This window comes from Edaphobacter aggregans DSM 19364, from assembly GCF_000745965.1.
Taxonomy (GTDB): domain Bacteria; phylum Acidobacteriota; class Terriglobia; order Terriglobales; family Acidobacteriaceae; genus Edaphobacter; species Edaphobacter aggregans.
The window spans coordinates 32,842-52,386 of sequence record NZ_KN050789.1; the positions used below are offsets into that span (position 1 = coordinate 32,842).

Here is a 19,545-nt window from a genome sequence, read left to right on the forward strand (position 1 = left end):
ATGTCAGGATTTGCGATTCGCTATCCGTTCTTCATCATCATGCTGTGTCTGATCGTTGCCGTTGTGGGATCGGTGACGGTGGCGCGCATGCCGGTGGACCTATTTCCCGATATCAACATTCCTGTGGTGGTTGTGGCGACGTTTTATAGCGGCATGCCGCCTGAGCAGATTGAGGCGAGCATTACGAATCCGTTCGAGCGATTCTTTACGCTGGGGAGCGGGATCGACCATATCGAGTCGCGATCGCTGACGGGCGTGAGTCTGATCAAAGTGTACTTTCAACCGGGCACGAATGCGGACGCGGCGGTTGGGACGATCTCGAATCTGGCGATGGCGCAGCTGCGGCGGTTGCCTCCGGGGACTCTGCCTCCGGTGGTGCTGAAGTTTGATGCGTCGAGTTTGCCGGTGTGTCTGATCACGCTGAAGGGCGAGGGGCTGAACGAGACGGAGCTGCACGACCTTGGGCAGTTTACGGTGCGCAATCAAATTGCGAGCGTTCCGGGAGCGTCGGTGCCGCAGCCGTTCGGAGGAAAGTACCGGCAGATTCAGGTGTATGTGGATCCGATGAAGCTGGAGGCGAGCCAGCTGAGCCTGATGGATGTGGTGCGGACGGTGAATGAGTCGAATGCGATTCTGCCGTCGGGCGATGTGCGGATCGGGCCGAAGGACTTCAACATTTATACGAATGCTCAGGCTCCTACTACGGAGGAGATCGATCGCATGCCGTTAAAGAGCGTCAACGGCGGGCAGCTGCTGGTGTCGGATGTTGGAGAGGCGAAGGATGCTTCGGCGATCCAGACAAACGTGGTGCGTGTGGATGGGCAGCACTCGGTGTACCTGCCGATTCTGAAGCAGGGAGGCGGCGGCAGCACGATTGCCGTGGTGAACGGTGTGCGCTCGGCGATCGGGAGGCTGCTGGATGTACCGAAGTCGCTGGTGACGAGGGTGGTGTTTGACCAGTCGGCGTTTGTGAAGACGGCGATTGCGAACCTGGGGAGCGAGGGCGGCATCGGCCTGGTGCTGACGGCGTTTCTTGCGTTGAACGTTGGCGGAGGAACGATCAACAGCATGGTGCTGGGCGGCCTGGCGCTGGCGTTCTCGCGACTGATCGATAACTCGGTAGTGGTGCTCGAGAACATCTTTCGCCACATGGAGATGGGCAAGCCTACGGAAGAGGCTGCGGAGGAGGGCGGGCGCGAGGTGGCTCTGCCGGTTCTGGCAGCGACGTTTACGACGGCGATTGTGTTCTTCCCGGTGGTGTTTCTGTACGGTGTCAGCCGGTTTCTGTTTGTGGCATTGGCGCTGAGCGTGGTGCTGTCGCTGTTCGCCTCGTACGCGGTGGCGATGACGGTTGTGCCGCTGTTTTGCGCGCGCTTTCTACGTAGTGCGCACCATGAGGCGGGGCATCATGAGGGTGGCAACGCGTTCCAGAGGTTCGTGCGGTGGTTCAACAGGCGCTACGACCATGGGTTGATGCACTACGACATTCTGATACGGAAGAGTCTGCTAAGACCGGCGGCTGTGGTGCTGGGTGTGGTTGGAGTGTTCCTGCTCAGCCTCGGGCTGTATCCGTTCCTGGGGCTGTCGTTCTTTCCGCGAACGGACCCGGGGCAATTCGTGATCAATGTGAAGGCGCCGACGGGCACGCGGCTGGAGCTGACGGACCACTACATTGCGCGGGTGGAGGCGGATATTCGTTCGGTCGTGCCGGAGAAGGACCTGGGCATGATCGTGTCGAACATCGGCATCACGCCGGACTTTTCGGCGATCTACACGAGCAACTCCGGCCAGCACACGGCGTTTGTGCAGGTGAGCCTTAAGAAGGAGCACTCGAGGAGCAGCTTCGAGTACATGCAGCGGGTGCGGGAGAAGCTTCGCGACGATCTGCCGGAGCTTTCGACGTACTTCCAGACAGGCGGATTGGTGGATGCGGTGGTGAATCTCGGACTGCCTGCGCCTATCGATATCCAGGTGAGCGGAAGCAATATGCGCGAGGCGTATCGCACGGCGAACGGGCTGGCGCAGAGGATTCGCGGGCTGAAGGGTGTGAGCGATGTGCTGATCCCGCAGGACCTGAACTATCCGGGGATACAGCTGAATGTGAATCGCGAGATGGCGGCGAAGCTGGGGCTGACGTCACGCGAGGTCGTGAACAACGTGATTACGGCGCTGAGTTCGAATGGCATGATTGCGCCCAGCTTCTGGGTCGATCCGAAGAGTGGCAACAACTATCTGCTGACGGTGCAGTACAGGGACTCGCAGGTGCGGTCGATGACGGACTTTCAGCAGATACCACTGCACTCGAAGGATGGAGCGAGCGTGACGACGCTGGGGGAGGTGGCCGAGGTGAAGAGCATCGACACGCCGACGGAGGTGGATCACTATCAGCTTCGCCGCGTCATCGATATCTACGTGTCGCCCTCCGGGGAGGACCTGGGAGGACTGGCGAACCGCGTCGACAAGGTAATTGCCAATACGCATGTACCAGATACGGTTCTGGTGACGATGCGTGGATCGGTGGAAGGGATGCGGCAGTCGTTCAAGAGCTTCGGGATCGGGCTGATTCTTTCGGTCGTGCTGGTGTACCTGATCCTGATGGCGCAGTTCGCTTCGTTCATCGATCCGCTGATTATTCTGCTGGCGATTCCTCCGGGGATTACGGGCGTGATTCTGTTCCTGCTGGTGACGCACACGACGCTGAATGTGATGTCGCTGATGGGCGTGATCATGATGACGGGCATTGTGGTGTCGAACTCGATTCTGATTGTCGAGTTCACGAGGACGCTGCGACGGGTGGGTATGCCGATTGAAGAGGCGGTGGCAGAGGCGTGCCGCGTGCGTCTGCGTCCGGTGCTGATGACCTCGCTGGCGACGATTCTGGGCATGGTTCCGATGGCGTTGGCTCTCGAGGCAGGCAGTGAACAGTATGCTCCGCTGGCTCGGGCCATCATCGGCGGCCTGACAGTTTCCGTGGTCGTGACGATCTTCGTGGTTCCGGCGGCGTATCTGCTGATGCATCGCAAGGAGGAGGTTGTTCGTGAGAAGGCTTGAGAAGGCGCTGGCAAGCGGCCGGTTGGGATGTTGTCTGCTGGGGATGTTGTTGCCGGTGCCTGCGGGCGCGCAGACGAATGCCGCTGCCGTGCCGGTGGCGACGAATCTTACGGTGTCGGACGCAGAGGCGATTGCGCTGAAGAATCATCCGCGTGTCACCACGGCGCGCCTGCTCGCGCTGGCGCAGGGACAGGTGACGCGCGAGGTGAGGTCGGCGGAACTGCCGACGGTGACGGGAAGCCTGACGGCGGTGCAGGCTCATGATGGCGGTCGCGTGACGGCTGGATTTCTCAACAACCCGGTGCTCTACACGCGCGCGGCGGGGGGCGTTACGGTGAGCCAGTTGATCACGGACTTTGGCCGGACGCAGAACCTTGTAGCGAGTGCGGGACTGCGGGAGAAGGCGCAGCAGTCCGATGCGATGGCGACGGAGCAGGATATTCGTCTGGCTGTGGATGCGGCGTTCTATCGCGCGCTCGCGGCGCAGGCTGTGGTGAATGTCGCGAAGAAGACGGTGGCGTTCCGGCAGGACAACGCCGACCTGATCGGGTCGCTGGCGAGCGCGAAGCTGAAGTCGACTCTGGACCAGAGCTTTGCCGACGTGAACTTGAACCAAGCAAAGCTGTTGCTACTGGATGCTCAGAATGAGCAAGATGCGTCCTTTGCGGATCTGAGCACGGTGATGGGATATGAGCGGCAGCAGAGCATTGTGCTGGTGGATGACGCGAAGGGAGAGCTTGCGGCTCCGGCGCAGGATGTGGACTCGCTGACGGCGCTGGCGATGCGTTCGCGGCCCGATCTTGCGGCGCTGGACGATCAGTTCCAGGCGACGGAGCGGTTTCGCAAGGCGGAGCATGATCTGTGGAGGCCGACGATCTCTGCTTTGGGGACAGCAGGCGGAGCGCCGGTGCGCGCCGATGAGATCACGTCGTCGTGGTATGGCGCGGCGGGCGTGAACATCAGCGTTCCGGTCTTCAATGGCGGGCTGAATTCGGCGCGCGCGAAGGAGGCCGATTACAGGGCGGATGCGGCTCGCGAACAGGCGCGCGAGCTGAGGAACAGGATTGCTCGCGATGTGCGGGTGTCGTGGCTGAGCGCGCAGTCGGCGTATGAACGGATGAGCGTGACGGCGAAGCTGCTGGCGCAGGCGAACCAGGCGCTGGACCTGGCGCAGACGCGATACAAGCTCGGACTGAGCAGTATCGTGGAGCTGAGCCAGGCGGAGCTGGCGCAGACCTCGGCGGAGATCGGCAACACGAATGCGCGGTACGACTATCAGCAGAGCCTGGCGGCGATTCGCTACCAGACGGGGCAGTAGCGTGCGCATGCTACTCCCCGTCTTCGCGGCTCAGGCGATGGCGGCGTTGACCAAAGCCTGAGCCTCGGTCTGGATCTGCTTGAGGTGGTCGGAGCCTTTGAAGCTCTCGGCGTAGATCTTGTAGACATCCTCGGTTCCTGAGGGGCGCGCGGCGAACCAGCCGTCTTCGGTGGCGACCTTGAGACCGCCGATGGGCGCGTGGTTTCCGGGCGCCTCGGTGAGGATGGCGGTGATGGGTTCGCCGGCGAGCTCTTTGGCCTTTACCTGCGAGGGCGAGAGCTTGCCGAGCTTGGCCTTCTGCTCTTTGGATGCGGCGGCGTCGATGCGCTGGTAGACGGGTGCGCCGTACTTTGCGGTGAGATCCTGGTAGAGTTGGCCGGGGTCTTTGCCGGTGCGCGCGGTCATCTCGGCGGCGAGCAGACCGGGGATGAGGCCGTCCTTGTCGGTGGTCCATACGGCGCCGTCGCGTCGCAGGAAGCTGGCCCCGGCGGACTCTTCGCCGCCGAAGCCGAGCGAGCCGTCGAGGAGGCCGTCGACGAACCACTTGAAGCCGACGGGGACCTCGAGCATGGGGCGGTTGAGTCCTTTGGCGACGCGATCGATGATGCTGGAGGAGACTAGCGTCTTTCCTATGGCGGTCTTGTCGCTCCACTGCGGGCGATTGGTGAAGAGGTACTGGATCATGACGGCGAGGTAGTGGTTGGGATTCAGCAGGCCGGCGGAACGGGTGACGATGCCGTGGCGGTCGTGGTCGGTGTCGCAGGCCCAGGCGACGTCGAACTTGTCCTTGCTGGCGATCATGCTGGCCATGGCGTAGGGGCTGGAACAATCCATGCGGATGCGGCCGTCCCAGTCGAGGGTCATGAAGCGGAAGGTGGGATCGACGTTGCGGTTGAGGATCTCGAGCGGGAGAGAGTATTTCTCGGCGATGCGCGGCCAGTAGTGGACGCCGGCTCCGCCGAGTGGATCGACGGCGAGCTTGAGGGTGGTGCCGCGGAGGACGTCGAAGTCGATGACGCTAGCGAGGTCGTCGACGTAGGCGGTGATGTAGTCGTGGCGGTAGGTCTTGTCCGAGGCGAGGGCGCGGGCGTAGGGGATGCGTTTCACGTCACGTAGGCCGGAGGCGATGATCTCGTTGGCGCGGTTCTCGATCCATTTGGTGGCGGAGGTGTCGGCGGGGCCACCGTTGGGAGGGTTGTACTTGAAGCCGCCGTCCTCGGGTGGATTGTGCGAGGGCGTGATGACGATGCCGTCAGCGCGATGAAGCTTGAGGTTGCGATTGCGCGTGAGAATGGCGTGCGACAGGACGGGGGTGGGGGTGTAGCCGAGATGCTCGTCGATCATGACCTCGACGTCGTTGGCGGCGAGGACTTCGAGCGCGGTGGTGAAGGCGGGCTCGGAGAGCGCGTGGGTGTCGCGGGCGAGGAAGAGAGGACCGATGGTGCGCTCGGCGGTGCGGTACTCCACGATGGCCTGGGTGATGGCGGCGATGTGGTCGTCGTTGAAGGAGGCGGCAAAGGCGCTGCCGCGATGTCCGGAGGTTCCAAAGGCGACGCGCTGCGAGGCGACTGCGGCATCGGGATGGAGAGCGTAGTAGGCGGTGATCAGGCGGGGGACGTCGACGAGGGAGTCGAGCGAGGGAAGATGCCCGGGCCGATTGGTCTCAAGAGAGCTCATAGTGTGGTTCATTCCTTTTGGAGACGACTGCTGCCGATCTTTGCACTATATGAGATGGCGGGTGCCGGAGGGAAATGCGGGTTGACGGGAAGGGAACGGATGCGGCTTCTGGTGCGGGATAACACGGAAGTCGTATGTAGTATGGTTGTGTTTTCGATGCATCTGTCCTAAAATGGGAGTTACTCCCAGTCTCTGTTCCCGGAACAGGAAACGCATGGTCAGGTCATGACCAGTGGCAACGTGCATCGCAGAGCTTCGATCGTTGAGCAGTGTGAGCCAGGCCTCCCGGCCGAGCGATCGGTGCGGGAGGCGGTGGCTCCGAGGGTCCGGATGGGCGTGGTTGGCAGATTCTTTCCCCGTTGGTTGGGAGTTGCGGCGATTCTGGCGGTGGCGACGCGGGCCTCGGCGGTGGAGGCGACGCTGGTCGCTGATGCGCATGTGAACAGCGCGCGACCGGCGGCTAACAGTGGGGCGATCTCAAACCTGAACGTTGGGGCCGGGTACACGGCGCTGCTGCAGTTTGACCTGGGCACTTTGCCGCAGGAACGACGGCTTCGCAGATCTCGCGCGCCGTGCTGCGGCTCTATTGCAACCGCGCGGATACTCCGGGGCTGGTCACGGTGCAGCCGGTGAATGCAAGCTGGGGCGAGTACAGCGTGACCTATGCGACGCTGCCCACGCTGGGTGCGGCGGCGCAGGTCTTTACGGTGAGTCAGGGTGGAGCGTATGTGTCGGTGGATGTGACGGCACAGGTCCAGGCGTGGGTGAACGGCTCGTCGACGAATAATGAATGGCGCTGACGGCGGGTTCGGCCGCGGTGCAGTTTGATAGCAAGGAGAACGACCTAACGGGCCATGCTGCGGTGCTGGACATTGTTCTGGTGTCGCAGGGGCCGGCGGGGCTGAAGGGAGATCCGGGCATGGCGGGACCGGCTGGGCCTGCTGGACCTGCGGGTTCTCAGGGGGGCCGCGGGAGCCACTGGGCCTGCGGGGCCTCAGGGACCGAAGGGGCATGGGGGAAGTCAGGGGCCTGCTGGGCCTGCGGGTTTGATGGGGCCTGCGGGGCCGACCGGGGCGCAGGGGCTGGCCGGTGCGACCGGGCCTGCGGGTTCGCCGGGGCTCGTGTACCAGGGGGACTATGGTGCTACGACGAACTATGCGCTGGGCGATGTAGTGCTGTGGCAGGGTGCGAGCTACGTCTCGCTGCTGAACGGGAACCATGGGAATACTCCTTCGTTGAGTCCGGGGCAGTGGGGTGTGCTGACCGCGCAGGGCCCTGCGGGACCGCAGGGACCGGCCGGGGCGGCAGGTCCGATGGGGCCGCAGGGGCTGCCGGGATCGGTGGGCCCTCCGGGGGAGCAGGGGCCGCAGGGTCTGCAAGGGATTCCGGGGCAGGCGGGCGCGCAGGGCATTCCGGGGGCGCAGGGGCCTCAATGGTTGCAGGGGCCGGTCGGGCCGATGGGGCCTGCGGGGACGGTTGGGATGACGTTCCGCGGAGCGTACTCTTCGGCGACCAACTATGCGGCGGGTGATGGGGTGCTGTACGGCAAGCTCGGGGTACGTCTCGTTGATCGATGGCAACCACGGAAATTCGCCGGACCAGAGTCCTGCGGCGTGGGCAGTCTTGCGACCGGCTCGCAAGGGCCGACGGGTGTCGCGGGAGGGACCGGACCCCAGGGTCCGCAAGGGCCGCAGGGGCCAGCCGGTCCTCAGGGGTCGCAGGGGGTTCAGGGAGCGACGGGTCCGCAGGGGCCGGCGGTGGCGAACTATACCGGGAACTACAGCTCGACCACGAACTATGCTTTACATGATGCGGTGAGCTACAACGGCTCGACGTATATCTCGCTGGTGGCAGGCAACGCGGGGAATACGCCTTCGCTGAGCCCTTCGTGGTGGGCGGTGCTGGCGGCGCAGGGTCCAGCCGGGCCGGCGGGAGCAACGGGAGCACAGGGGCCTGCGGGGCCGCAGGGGGGCTACTGGTGCGACGGGTGCAAGTGGGCCGCAGGGGCCTCCGGTCAGCTTTACCGGAGCATGGATTACTGGACGCTCTTACGCCGTAGGCGATGTGGTGAGCTACGGAGGAGGAAGCTATATCGCGCTCGCGGCCAGCGCGGGAAGGCAGCCAGATATCAGCCCTTCGTACTGGGCTGTGCTTGCCCAGGGGGGAACCGCTGGGACGCCGGGTGCTGCGGGAGCACAGGGCCCGCAGGGGCCACAGGGACCAGCGGGCGTGAGCTACAAGGGCACATGGTCCGCTTCGACCGGGTATCTTGCCAAGGATGCGGTCTTCTATGGAGGCAGCACGTATCTGGCGCTGGCGACGAGCCTGGGCGCCCAGCCGGATGTAACGCCTGCCGCGTGGGCGATGCTGGCGCAGGCGGGAAGTACGGGTGCGACAGGACCGGCAGGCGCAGCCGCGACCGTCAGCATTGGAACCGTGACGACGGGCGCGGCAGGAACGCAGGCGACCGTCACGAACTCAGGCACTCCGGCTGCCGTGGTCCTGAACTTCACTATTCCGCAAGGGGCTCCCGGAGCTAGCGGCGGTGGCGGAGGAGGCGCGGGAACGAGCGGGATTCCGTTTGCCTCGATGTACCACGCGGTCTCGTTCAACTCGGTCTACTACTCGGTGAATAATACGAACTCAAGCGCAACCGAGACGGAACAGGTGCTGACGTGGGTTCCGACGGGCTGCACAGCGACGTCTCTGGCGGTCTATTCGCAGCAGTCGAACACCATCACGGTGACGCTGAGAACGGGAACCCCGGGGGCGATGACGAACTCGGCGCTCTCGTGCGCGGCACCCAGTGGCGCGACGTGCACGGCGACGGGGAGCATCTCGGTTGCGGCGGGCGGCTTCGTCGATCTGATCATCAGCGGCGCCAGCGGGACGGCCGCCGGGGTGTGGACTGCGCTGGCGTGTAACTGACGCGTCTGGCTCGCGAGGTAAGCAGAGAATTTCAGTGATCGAAATGGGGGGCTGTTGCGTCGCAGATCATTTGCGGCAGCAGGTATGCTGGTGTGCATCTCGAATTTTGATTTACGGGGAATGTAAGGATGAAGCTGTTTGGAGCGGTGGCTCTTGGGTGCCTACTTTCGGTACAGGCGGTGTGGGGAACGGCGGCTCGGGCCGAAGGAGCGTTGAAGATCGACGAGTCCTCGGCGAAGATGGCGGCGTCGATTATGAAGCAATGGCCGCGCGGTGTGGTCGCGACGGAGAACCATCCGGGAGAGTGGGGCTATGAGGAGGGCGTGCTACTGGACGGTATGGCCGCTCAGTGGCACGCGACAGCTAATGGCGACGATTTCCGCTACATCAAGGAGTCGGTCGACAAATACATCGCGGACGATGGAAGCATCAAGGGCTATAAGACTGAGGCGCACAGCCTGGACGATATTGAGCTGGGGCGCGCCGTGCTGTTGGTCTATCGTGTGACGCAGCAGCCGAAGTACTACAAGGCGGCGAAGTTTATTCACGAACAGCTGGCGGCGCAGCCGCGTACGGCCAGCGGCGGGTATTGGCACAAGCAGATCTATCCCAATCAGATGTGGCTCGACGGCGCTTACATGGCCGAGCCGTTTCGGGCGATGTACGCGGTGACGTTTCAGGAGCCGGGCGAGTTCGACGACATTGCGAAACAGTTTCTGCTGATGTTCGACCAAATGCGCGACCCGAAGACGGGGCTGCTGCACCATGGGTGGGATGAGTCGAAGCAGATGAAGTGGGCCGATCCGCAGACCGGTCTTTCGCCCGAGGCGTGGGCGCGGGCGCTGGGCTGGTATGAGGTGGCACTGGTGGATGTGCTGGACTGGTTTCCTGCGGACCATGCGCAGCGCGCGGCGCTGGTGAACGCGCTGAATCGCACGGCGGCGGCGGTGATTGCCTACCAAGACAAGAAGACGGGACTGTGGTGGCAGGTGATGGACAAGGGATCGCAGAAGGGGAACTTTACGGAAGCTTCGGCGAGCTGCATGTTCGTCTATGCCATCGCCAAGGGTGTGCGCATGGGGTATCTGCCGCAGGCCGACGAGGCGAGTGCGCGCAAGGGCTGGGAGGCGATCCAGACGGCGTTTGTGAAGACAGAGGCCGATGGCACGATGCAGCTGGATGGAACCGTGAAGGTGGGAGGATTGGGAGGCACGCCGTATCGATCCGGTACCTTTGACTACTACATCAGTGAGACGACGCGGGGGAACGACGCCAAGGGGGTTGGCGCTTACCTGATGGCGGGCTCGGAGATGGGACAGGCGCCGACGGAGGCGCAAGGGCAGCGCAAGACCGTGATGGTCGATGCTTGGTTCAATTCGCAGACCCGAAAGAACGCTGCGGGACAGACGGAACTCTTCCACTACAAGTGGGATGACGATGCAAATCCTGGTTTTGCATTCTTTGGCCGGGCGTTCGAGCGTTATGGCGCGAAGCTCGCAACCTTGAAGACGGCACCCACTGTCGCCGATCTGAAGAAGGCGGAGGTCTACATTATTGCTTCGCCGGATATTCCGGCGAAAAACCCGGACCCGCACTACATGGATAAGGCCAGCGGCGATGCGATTGAGGCGTGGGTGAAAGCCGGAGGCGTTCTCATCCTGATGGAGAACGACAAGACGAACTCCGAGTTCGATCACTTCAACACGATGAGCGAGCGGTTCGGGATTCATTTCAATGCGGTGCTTCGCAACACGGTCGATAACAACACCTGGCCCCAGGGGACGGTGATGATTCCGGCCGGGACGGGAGTCTTTGCCTATCCGCACCAGGCTTATCTGAAGGAGATCTCCACCATCACCGTATCTGGGCCGGCGAAGTCGATCCTGACCGACAAGGGTGATGTTCTGATGGCTGTGGCGAAGGTTGGAAAGGGAACCGTCTTCGCCGTCGTCGACCCATGGGTCTACAACGAGTACGTCGATCGGAGAAACAAGCTGCCGCTCGAGTTCGATGGCTACGATGCGGCGATCGATTTGGCGGGCTGGGCGCTGCGTCAGACGAAGTAGAGCTGGAGTCTAAAGGTACGACGCCAGGGCCTGGCGGAGCTGGCGGACGAGCGGCTCGATGCGAGGTGCGGTCTCGGGGGCGAAGGTCTTGAAGAGCCGTTCGATCTCGCCTGCGATGGCTCCTGCCTGCTGATGTCCGAACATGCCGAGGTTGCCGGAGAGCTTGTGCGCGATGGCTTGCGCGTCGGCTCGTGCCGGCTCATTGAGGCTGTTTGTGGAAGCAGCCTGAGCGGCGCGCTCGAGGATGTTGAGGCGCTCGCGCGTTGCGGGGAGATGCCGCTGCCAGAGTTCGACCAGCAGGGCGTTAATCTCGGCATCTGCGTTTCGATTCTGACTCATCGGAAGAGTTGAACGCCGGCCGCAGGATCGCTGGGAGCCGGACACCTTCCTTGTGATGGCAATGGCATACAGCTAGTGTAGCCGCGGACGAAGCAGATGGAACCGTTATCCGATTACTTCGGTGTAGACGTTGTCGCAGAAGCGACCGGCGACGATGCCGAAGGTGGGGTGGTGTTCCAATGGAGAGACTCTGTGATCTGTTCCGCGAGCGTGAGGGGATCGAAGGGCTTGAAGAGAATGGCCGCGACGCCAAGATCGGCGAAGCGCCGCTTGTCGACACCCTGAACCTTGGCTGTGAGCAAAAGGACGGGGATGTGGGCGATGGAGGGAATCTGCCGCATCTCGCGGAAGGTCGTTGGTCCGTCAACGCCCGGCATCATGACATCCATCAGGATGGCGTCAGGCTGTTCGGCGATCGCCGTCTCGATACCCTGGGCCCCTGAGTTTGCCGTCAGGACCTGCCATCCGGCCGTTGCTTCCAGAGACAGGGCCGCTACCTCGCGGATGTCATCCTCGTCATCAATGATCAGAATTCGACGCATGGGCGTACCCATCTTCTCATGTCAGGGAAGATTTGACATTTTTTTTAGAAGTTAATTCCAGTGCACCTGTGGGAAAACGGGCCTGTCGTTTTTGAGAGGGAAGCAAGCTGACGATCTCAAGCCGCCGGGCCGGTAGTGGCAAGGTCGGCAAACTTCGATCGAATGCGCTGGACCATAGACAGGACCAGCTCTTCGACCTCATGGGGCTGTACCTTGGCCTTGGTCAGGAACTCGGTCGGTCCGAGGCGAAGGCGGGACATCTCGGCGTCGGAGACCTCGCGGCCGGAGTAGACCACCAGGGGAAGCGTCCGCAAAGGCGGCTGCTGACGAAGCCACTCGACGAAGGAGAATCCGTCTCCGTCGGGCAGCGTGAGATCGAGGATCAGGAGGTCGGGCCGGCGGTTGATGCACTGGCGGATCGCCTCCTGCCGGGTTGCGGCGCGGTCGATGTGAACGGCCGCATCCTGAAAGCTGGCCACAAGAACGCTGGCGAGATCTTCGTCGTCCTCGACCAGCAGGACGTAGGCAGGGCCGTCGCCCTGGTGCAGCACACGTCCAAGCTCCGCGAAGAGGAGGTTCTCATTGAATGGCTTCTGAACCCAGCCCTGGGCATCGCCTGTGAGCTGGGGGCGGAGCGTCGAAGAGAGGACGCTGAGTACGACGACCGGGATGTTGGCTGTCACGGGGTTGTTGCGAAGGCGCTGTAGCGTCTCCCACCCGCTGAGGCCGGGCATGTAGAGGTCGAGCAGGATGGCCTCGACCTGGTGCTCGGCAGCAAGAACGAGGGCCTGATCGCCGGAACTGGCCTCGATGACGGTGTAACCCTGGCGGGTGAGGTGCTCGGAGACGATGGTGCGGATGCCGGCGTCGTCGTCGCAGACGAGGATGGCGCCCTCGCCGCGCGGCGGCAGGGAGGCGGGAAGGGAGAGGTCGGTCGAACGTGTCGTGCGCGGAAGCATGACGTAGAGCGTGGTTCCCTTGACCAGATTGCGCTGCGCCCAGATGGAGCCGCTGTGCTGCTGCACGATGCTGCGGCAGATGGCAAGGCCAAGGCCGGTGCCGCCGCGCTGGCGAGCGTCCGATGGCTCGACCTGCTGGAAGCGATCGAAGACCGAGTCGAGCTTATCGGCCGGGATGCCGCGTCCCTCATCGACGACCTTCAGGAGGATGGAGTCGGCCGTGGCGTCGGTGTAGACCCGCACTGTCGACGCCTGAGGGGAGAACTTGATCGCGTTCGAGAGCAGGTTCGTCAGGACCTGGAGAATGCGATCCGAGTCGCCGTCGAAGAAGAGGGCTTCGGGCGAGGCAGCCTGGGCCACGGTGAAGGGAACGAGCTCCAGATGAACCGTGTGGGCGTCGGCCATCGGCGTCATCGTTTCAATGGCCTGCTGGCAGAGATCGCGCAGAGAGCAGCGGCGGATCTGCAGGGGAGCGCGTCCGGATTCCATGCGCTCGAGATCGAGGATGTCGTTAATGAGGCGTATCAGACGGTCGGTGTTCGTGGTCGCAATCCGCAGAAGGTTCAGAGCCTTGGCGTCCACATCGCCGATGGTTCCGGAGGAGAGCAGGCCGAGTGCGCCGCGGATGCTGGTCAGTGGGGTGCGAAGCTCGTGCGAGACGGTCGAGATGAACTCGTCTTTGAGCGTGTCGAGCTGAGAGCGCTCGGAGAGCTGAATCTTGTCCTGATGCTGCTGTTCCCGGGCAATGGTGAGCTGATTCGCCAGTTCGCGCATGGTGCGCTGGGCTCTCAAAAAGGCGAAGAGCAGAATCCCGCAGGTGGTGAGCAGTGAGAGAAAGCCGAGAATCGGTAGCATGTGCATGCAGGACTGGAACCTTAAGTAACCTTGGGCAGAGTAGCGTGATCCGGAGCAGCGGGCTCCATCGTAACCGACCGTGCTGCAATGTTTATGATGCGGCGATTGATCCGGGTACTGCTCTGGGAGTAATCCAAAATAGCAAAGACTTCATGGAATGGTTGATTCTTAACGCATGTTACTGATACAGCGGAGTTAATACGGAATGCAGTGTGCACGCTGAGGATGACAGAAAAATCGATCCTGCGGGAATAACACCTCAGTGGGTTATCACACAAGTCAACAGCAGGCAAGGAGATCGCTCACGGGATAAGCGAAAGGGCCGCCCCGTAGGACGGCCCTATTCGAGGGCTAGCAGATGACGAAAGGACCTCAGGCGGTTACTGTCACCTGGTCGAGGATGCTGGACCACTTCTTTCCGGTGCGCGCGGTCTGGGCGTTCTTGTGGAAGGCATAGCCGGCGATGAGGGGGAAGGCCAGCGTGGCCTCGGAGTAGACCATCTGCTCGTAGGTGGTGTCGACCTTACCCCAGCTGGAGGCCTCTTTGAGGGTGGAACCGGACAACGCTCCGTCGCGGGCGTCGGCCACCGTGATCTGGATGGCGTACTTGTGCATGGAGGCGTCGATGCCGAGGATGTCAGCGGCGACGACGATGTCCTGGGCGAAGTTCTTCGGCACGCCTCCGCCGATCATCAGCAGCCCCGTGGTCGGATTGGCGATCTTCAGCTGAGTCAACTCGTAGAAGTCCTTGGCCGAGTCGATGGAGACGGAGGACTTGCCCTGACGCTCGTGCTGGTGGGCGACCAGGCCGAAGCCGGCGGAGCAGTCCGAGAAGGCCGGGCAGAAGATCGGCACGTTCTTCTCGTAGGCGGCGAGAACGATGGAGTCCTTGCCGCCGGCGGCGGGGGTCTTGCCGTTCTTTACCAGGTAGGCGCCCATCTCGCGGATGAACTCGCGCGAGCTATAGGGGCGGGGTTCGAGGGAGTTGGTGATCTGGTGGGTCGTCTCGTCGCAGATGCGAAGCTCTTCCTCGTCGATGAAGGTGTCGTAGATGCGATCGATCATCAGCTCGCGAAGCGTGTTGTCCTCGTGGCCGTACTTGTACTCGTCGCTGGCGATGTAGTGGCTGAAGCCGAGGGCTTCAAAGAAGTCCTGGTCGACGATGTTGGCGCCGGTGGAGACGATGGCGTCCACCATGTTGTTGCGGACCAGGTCGACGATGACCTTCTGGAGGCCGGCCGAGATGAGCGAGCCGGCGAGGCACAGGATGACGCCGCAGTCCGTGTCGCGGAGCATCATCTCGTAGATCGAGGCTGCGCGTGCGGTATCGCGCGAGCTGAAGGCCATCGACTGCATGGCATCGACCAGAGCCACGACGTTGTGCTGCTTGATGTCGATGTGCTGGATGGGGTGGGTGAGGAGTTCTTTTTTTGTAGGCATATCTTATATAGGATACCAAGCGTTTGAGCAGGTCTGACGTGGGTTTTGCGTGAATTTTGATGAGAAGCTCGGGTCAGCGCGGAGTATGGATCTTTGAGGCAGATCCCGTGCATTTTGCGACGATGAGGGTGATGTCGTCGTGCTGCTCGGCTGAGCTAAATCTTTGTATCCGTTCTACAACCGAGGCAAGAATCTGCTGGGTCGGCAAGGTTGCGCTTTGCTCGAGGATTTCGAGGAGCCGTCGCTCGCCGAACTCCTCTCCCGATTCGTCGAAGGATTCAGTTACGCCATCAGTGTAGAGCGCCAGCATATCGCCGCCTGAGAGCTGGCACTCAACGATGGGTGAGTCCCAGTCCTCGAACAGCCCGAGAACGGTACCGGTCGAATGAAGCCATTCGACGGTGCCATTGTGTCGCAGCAGGATCGCCGACAGATGCCCGCAGTTTGCATAGCGCAGGCGCTGTGCCGTGTCATCGTAGTCGGCAAAGAAGACGGTGGCGTAGGCGCTTTCGATTGTGTTCGCGTAGAAGAGGCGGTTCACGGACTGCAGGAAGATTTGTGGCTGCTCGCGGGCGAGGGCGAACTGGCTGCGCAGGTTGGCTTGCAGGTTCGCCATCAGGAGCGCCGCTGCGATTCCTTTCCCGGAGATGTCGCCGATCAGCAGTCCAAGCCGCTCGTTCCCCAGGGTAAGGAAGTCGTAGTAATCGCCGCCGACGTGCCGGGCCTGGATGCAGATACCGGCATACTCGAGCGTCTTCAGTTGAGGGAGCGTCTGAGGGAAGAGTCTTGCCTGCACTTGCTTGGCGATCTCCAACTCCTGGGCCTGGCGCCGCTCCAACTCCAGCTTTTCGGCGGCTTCGCGCCGCTGCATTTCGAGCTCCCGGCTCATCTGGTCTGAGCCGACCAGCTCGAAGGAGTTGCCGTCCACGTCATAGAAGCCGGCCGTCGTTCCGCCCCACAAGGATTTCTGCGGCGGATGGTGAAAGCGCACTCCACGGCCGCGCCACAACTCGTAAGTCGTATTGATGTCCTCTGCGATGAATGCGATCTGTGTTGGTCTGCCGATGAGCCTGTAGTTCGCTGTTCCCGGTTTCGGTGCAACCAGCGCAAGGATGGTGCTGCCATCGGGAGGGGCAACCGCTACCCAGCGTTCGTAGAGGTCAAGTGCGGCGTCTGCAACAACACTGAAGCCTAGTTGTCCAACGTAGAATTCCAGGCTCCGGTCCTGGTTGCGAACGAAGACGGTTGCTTTGAAGATACGTAGATAGGGGCACTCCTGACAGCCGCGCGACGAGCTAGAGGCAACGACGCTGCGGATGGAAGGGCGTTCTTCTTGCGACTCTGCTGGTTTTGGAATCAAGGCGATCTCCTGTGTCTGTGGCTCCAGACATTCATCCGCCCTATTTATCCGCCCCAATCATACTGCGGACCGAAGAGTTCGAGAGACCACATCTGTTTGAGAGGGTTGCGCGGTCCGAGGCCAGGGGCGAGACTTGTTGCATGAACGTCAACCTGGCCGAGCGGGCTCACAACCACAACTGGAAGCTCGATCCTATCGTGCGATCATTACTCGACACGGACTTTTACAAGCTGCTGATGCTGCAGTTCATCTGGAGGAACTTTGCCGACGTGCATGTCACGTCGGAGACGACCAACCGCACGGCGCAGGTGCGGTTGGCCGAGCATATTCCGGCCGCGGCGCTCGTCGAGCAGATGGAGCATGTGCGGCAGCTGCGCTTTCGCAAGAGCGAGCTGATCTGGCTAGCGGGCAACACCTTCTATGGCACGCGCAGCATCTTCGAGCCGGCGTTCCTGGATTGGCTCGAGCACGGCTTCCGGCTATCGGATTATGAGGTCGTCGAGCACGACGGCCAGCTTGTCATGTGCTTCTCCGGCCTCTGGACGGAGGTCACGATGTGGGAGATTTACGGCCTGGCGCTGATGAGCGAGATGAAGACACGCGCTGCGCTGGGGCGCTTGAGCGAACTGGAGCTCGACGTGCTCTATGCCCGCGCCAAGACAAGGCTCTGGGACAAGATCGAGAAGCTTCGCCGGGTTCCTGGAGTACGAATCTCAGAGTTCGGCACACGCCGCAGGCACAGCTTCTTGTGGCAGGAGTACGTCGTCCAGGCTATGCGTGCGGGGCTAGGGGAGAGCATGTCCGGCACGTCGAACACTTACCTCGCCTACAAGCACGACCTCGAGGCCATGGGAACGAACGCGCACGAGCTTCCTATGGCGCTGGCTGCGCTTGCCAACAGCGACGAGGAACTCCACGCCTCGCAGTACCGCGTGCTGGAGCTGTGGCAGAAGAGCTACGGGGGCGAGCTGCTGGTTATGCTGCCGGATACCTTCGGCACGACGCAGTTCCTGCAGGGCGCTCCGGACTGGGTCGCCGACTGGACCGGACAGCGCTGCGACTCGAAGGACCCGTTCGTCACCGGCGACGAGTACATCGCCTGGCTGATGAGCAGAGGTCGCGACGCGCGCAGGAAGCGCCTGATCGCGTCTGACGGCCTCGATGTAGACGAGATTATTGCGCTGCACGAGTACTTCAGCGGCCGCATCCGCTTCAGTGCTGGATGGGGAACGCTTCTGACCAACGACTTTCGCGAGTGCCATCCGCGCGGCGAGCACGACTTCGACCCGATCAGCCTGGTCTGCAAGGTGATGACGGTGGAGGGAAGGCCAGCGGTGAAGCTGAGTGACAACGCGCATAAGGCAACCGGACCGGAGAAAGAAATTGAGCGCTACCGACGCGTCTTCGGCAGCGTTGCGGTGGAGGGTGCGGCTGTCGTCGTGTGATTTGAGGCGTGCCCTTCATGGCGCAGAAATGCGCCACGGCTATACTGCGGCTATGTCGAAAGTCTGGGGAGTGGTTCGGTTCGTGGCGGCAGCAGCATTGTTGCCCGTCACGATGGTGCAGTCTTCGTTTGCATGGGGTGGCGACGGTCACAGGATGATCAGCAGACTGGCAGCCGCAAATCTGCCGAAGGACGTTCCGGCGTTTCTGCGCAACGGCAACGCGCTCGACACGATGGAATATCTGGGGCCTGAGCCTGATCGCTGGCGCAACCGCGCCGAGCCGGAGCTGGGCGATGCGCAGGCTCCCGAGCATTTCATCGACTTCGAGAACGCCGACCTAGTCGGCACGCTACCGAAGAAGCGTTTTGACTTCATTCGCGCCCTTGCACAGGCGCAGGCCGCGCACCCGAGTATGCCGTTGACGCCCGAGAAGGTCGGCCTGCAGCCCTACGAGACGGAGGAGGTATGGCAGCGCCTGAAGGTCGGCATGCGCGAGTATCGCAGGCTGCTGGCGGCAGGCGAGGACACAAAGCCGGCTGAGACTGCGGTGCTCTACTACGCGGCGTGGCTCGGGCACTACGTCGCCGACGGATCGCAGCCATTGCACGTCACCGTTCAGTACAACGGCTGGACCGGACCGAATCCAAACGGCTACACCACGGAGCACAAGATTCACTCGCTGTTCGAGTCGATCTACGTGACCGCGAACGTCAAGCCCGCCGACATTGCACCGCTCGTCGCTGCAGCACAGCCGAAGGTCCTCAACGATGAGTGGACAGACTACATGGCTTATCTAAGACACTCAGCGACGCTGGTGGAGAAGACATATCAGCTTGAGAAGTCTGGAGGCTTCGCTGGCGCTGGAACCCCGGAGGGCAAGGCGTTCGTCGAGGAGCGGCTCTCGGTGGGCGCCATCGAGCTGCGCGACATGATCTACACGGCGTGGGTGCGCAGTGCGGATCCGGTCGAGGAGTTTCACGGCGCGAACTAACGCTATTGCGACTGCGGAAGTTCGATCTCGTCGCGACTCTTAATTCGCGCCAGCATGAGGCGCAGCATTGGCCTGAGCGTGAAGGCGATCAACGGCACAAGGATGGTTGCAATAGCCGCCCAGACGATCAACGCGTGCCACTCCCACAGCCATATCTGGCGGAGGAGCGAGGTGGGATGGGCGCGCGCCGCCGCCCGCAGAGTGGCGGGCGAAAGCGGGGCCGGCGCAGTGTGGAAGACCTTACTACCCAGTTGGAGGAAGGGAATCAGTAGCGCGATCTGCAGAGGATAGACAAGGTAGTTTCCGAGTTGCGAGGCGGCGACATTGAGCCGGAAGAGCATCGCTGCGGCCAGGCAGAGAATCGTTGCGCTGCCGAACAAAGGGTTGATGCCGATCAGCAGTCCTGCAGCAAGGCTCCACGCCAGGCGCTCAGGCGTGGCGCCCATGCGGAGAAGCTTGACGACGGGAACCGCTATCCTGCGATAGAGCAGACCCTTGAGTGCCGAGGTCCCGGATGGGGTTCCGTTGACTTCCTTGAGGCTGGCTTCGTATGGTTTCACAGTCCACAGGATAG

At 62.3% G+C, this 19,545-nt stretch carries 13 protein-coding genes and 1 pseudogene; 7 read left to right on the forward strand and 7 right to left on the reverse strand.

The features are described 5' to 3' along the window. Together Q363_RS33155 and Q363_RS33160 are read left to right on the forward strand one after the other, a co-directional pair. Complete coding sequence (locus tag Q363_RS33155; RefSeq protein WP_035359156.1) at positions 1-3,051, forward strand: efflux RND transporter permease subunit; 3,051 nt, start codon at positions 1-3, stop codon at positions 3,049-3,051. Then, on the forward strand, positions 3,038-4,369 hold the full coding sequence (locus Q363_RS33160; RefSeq protein WP_035359349.1) for a TolC family protein: 1,332 nt from the start codon (positions 3,038-3,040) through the stop codon (positions 4,367-4,369). The genes Q363_RS33155 and Q363_RS33160 overlap by 14 nt, the downstream gene beginning before the upstream one ends. Positions 4,370-4,399: 30 nt before the next feature. Here Q363_RS33160 and pgm read toward each other — a convergent pair whose 3' ends face one another. Then, positions 4,400-6,046, reverse strand: a complete 1,647-nt coding sequence (gene pgm / locus Q363_RS33165) for a phosphoglucomutase (alpha-D-glucose-1,6-bisphosphate-dependent) (RefSeq protein ID WP_035359158.1) — start codon at positions 6,044-6,046, stop codon at positions 4,400-4,402. A 545-nt stretch (positions 6,047-6,591) separates the two neighbouring features. On the opposite strand from pgm, the pseudogene Q363_RS33175 reads away from it, so the two are divergent. The 3 genes and pseudogenes from Q363_RS33175 to Q363_RS33190 form a co-directional block, all read left to right on the forward strand. Continuing rightward, positions 6,592-6,846, forward strand: a pseudogene (locus tag Q363_RS33175) (DNRLRE domain-containing protein); the annotation flags it as partial. A gap of 1,267 nt (positions 6,847-8,113) precedes the next feature. After that, on the forward strand, positions 8,114-8,974 hold the full coding sequence (locus Q363_RS45160; protein WP_245632645.1) for a hypothetical protein: 861 nt from the start codon (positions 8,114-8,116) through the stop codon (positions 8,972-8,974). 128 nt (positions 8,975-9,102) lie between these two features. Continuing rightward, positions 9,103-11,040, forward strand: a complete 1,938-nt coding sequence (locus tag Q363_RS33190; RefSeq protein WP_035359163.1) for a glycoside hydrolase family 88/105 protein — start codon at positions 9,103-9,105, stop codon at positions 11,038-11,040. A gap of 9 nt (positions 11,041-11,049) precedes the next feature. Here Q363_RS33190 and Q363_RS37250 read toward each other — a convergent pair whose 3' ends face one another. From Q363_RS37250 to Q363_RS33215, 5 genes are all read right to left on the reverse strand, one after another. Next, complete coding sequence (locus tag Q363_RS37250) at positions 11,050-11,379, reverse strand: Hpt domain-containing protein (protein WP_051979687.1); 330 nt, start codon at positions 11,377-11,379, stop codon at positions 11,050-11,052. A 113-nt stretch (positions 11,380-11,492) separates the two neighbouring features. Beyond that, a complete protein-coding gene (locus Q363_RS33200) occupies positions 11,493-11,921 on the reverse strand; it encodes a response regulator (protein WP_051979688.1) in 429 nt (142 codons plus the stop codon). 116 nt (positions 11,922-12,037) lie between these two features. Then, positions 12,038-13,741: an ATP-binding response regulator gene (locus tag Q363_RS33205; RefSeq protein WP_035359165.1), complete on the reverse strand. Its 1,704-nt coding sequence runs from the start codon at positions 13,739-13,741 to the stop codon at positions 12,038-12,040. Positions 13,742-14,107: 366 nt separating this feature from the next. After that, the gene (locus Q363_RS33210; RefSeq protein WP_035359167.1) at positions 14,108-15,175 is read right to left on the reverse strand and encodes a 1,9-bis(guanidino)-5-aza-nonane synthase; all 1,068 of its coding nucleotides are present in this window, start codon (positions 15,173-15,175) and stop codon (positions 14,108-14,110) included. Between the two features lie 73 nt (positions 15,176-15,248). Beyond that, complete coding sequence (locus tag Q363_RS33215; RefSeq protein ID WP_035359170.1) at positions 15,249-16,535, reverse strand: PP2C family protein-serine/threonine phosphatase; 1,287 nt, start codon at positions 16,533-16,535, stop codon at positions 15,249-15,251. 140 nt (positions 16,536-16,675) lie between these two features. On the opposite strand from Q363_RS33215, the gene pncB reads away from it, so the two are divergent. Together pncB and Q363_RS33225 are read left to right on the forward strand one after the other, a co-directional pair. Next, complete coding sequence (gene pncB / locus Q363_RS33220) at positions 16,676-17,980, forward strand: nicotinate phosphoribosyltransferase (RefSeq protein WP_035359171.1); 1,305 nt, start codon at positions 16,676-16,678, stop codon at positions 17,978-17,980. Between the two features lie 82 nt (positions 17,981-18,062). Further along, positions 18,063-18,971, forward strand: a complete 909-nt coding sequence (locus tag Q363_RS33225) for a S1/P1 nuclease (protein ID WP_245632646.1) — start codon at positions 18,063-18,065, stop codon at positions 18,969-18,971. Positions 18,972-18,973: 2 nt separating this feature from the next. Here the strand turns inward: Q363_RS33225 and Q363_RS33230 are convergent, their stop codons facing one another. Next, complete coding sequence (locus Q363_RS33230; RefSeq protein ID WP_245632647.1) at positions 18,974-19,531, reverse strand: DUF2062 domain-containing protein; 558 nt, start codon at positions 19,529-19,531, stop codon at positions 18,974-18,976. Positions 19,532-19,545 lie beyond the last annotated feature (14 nt).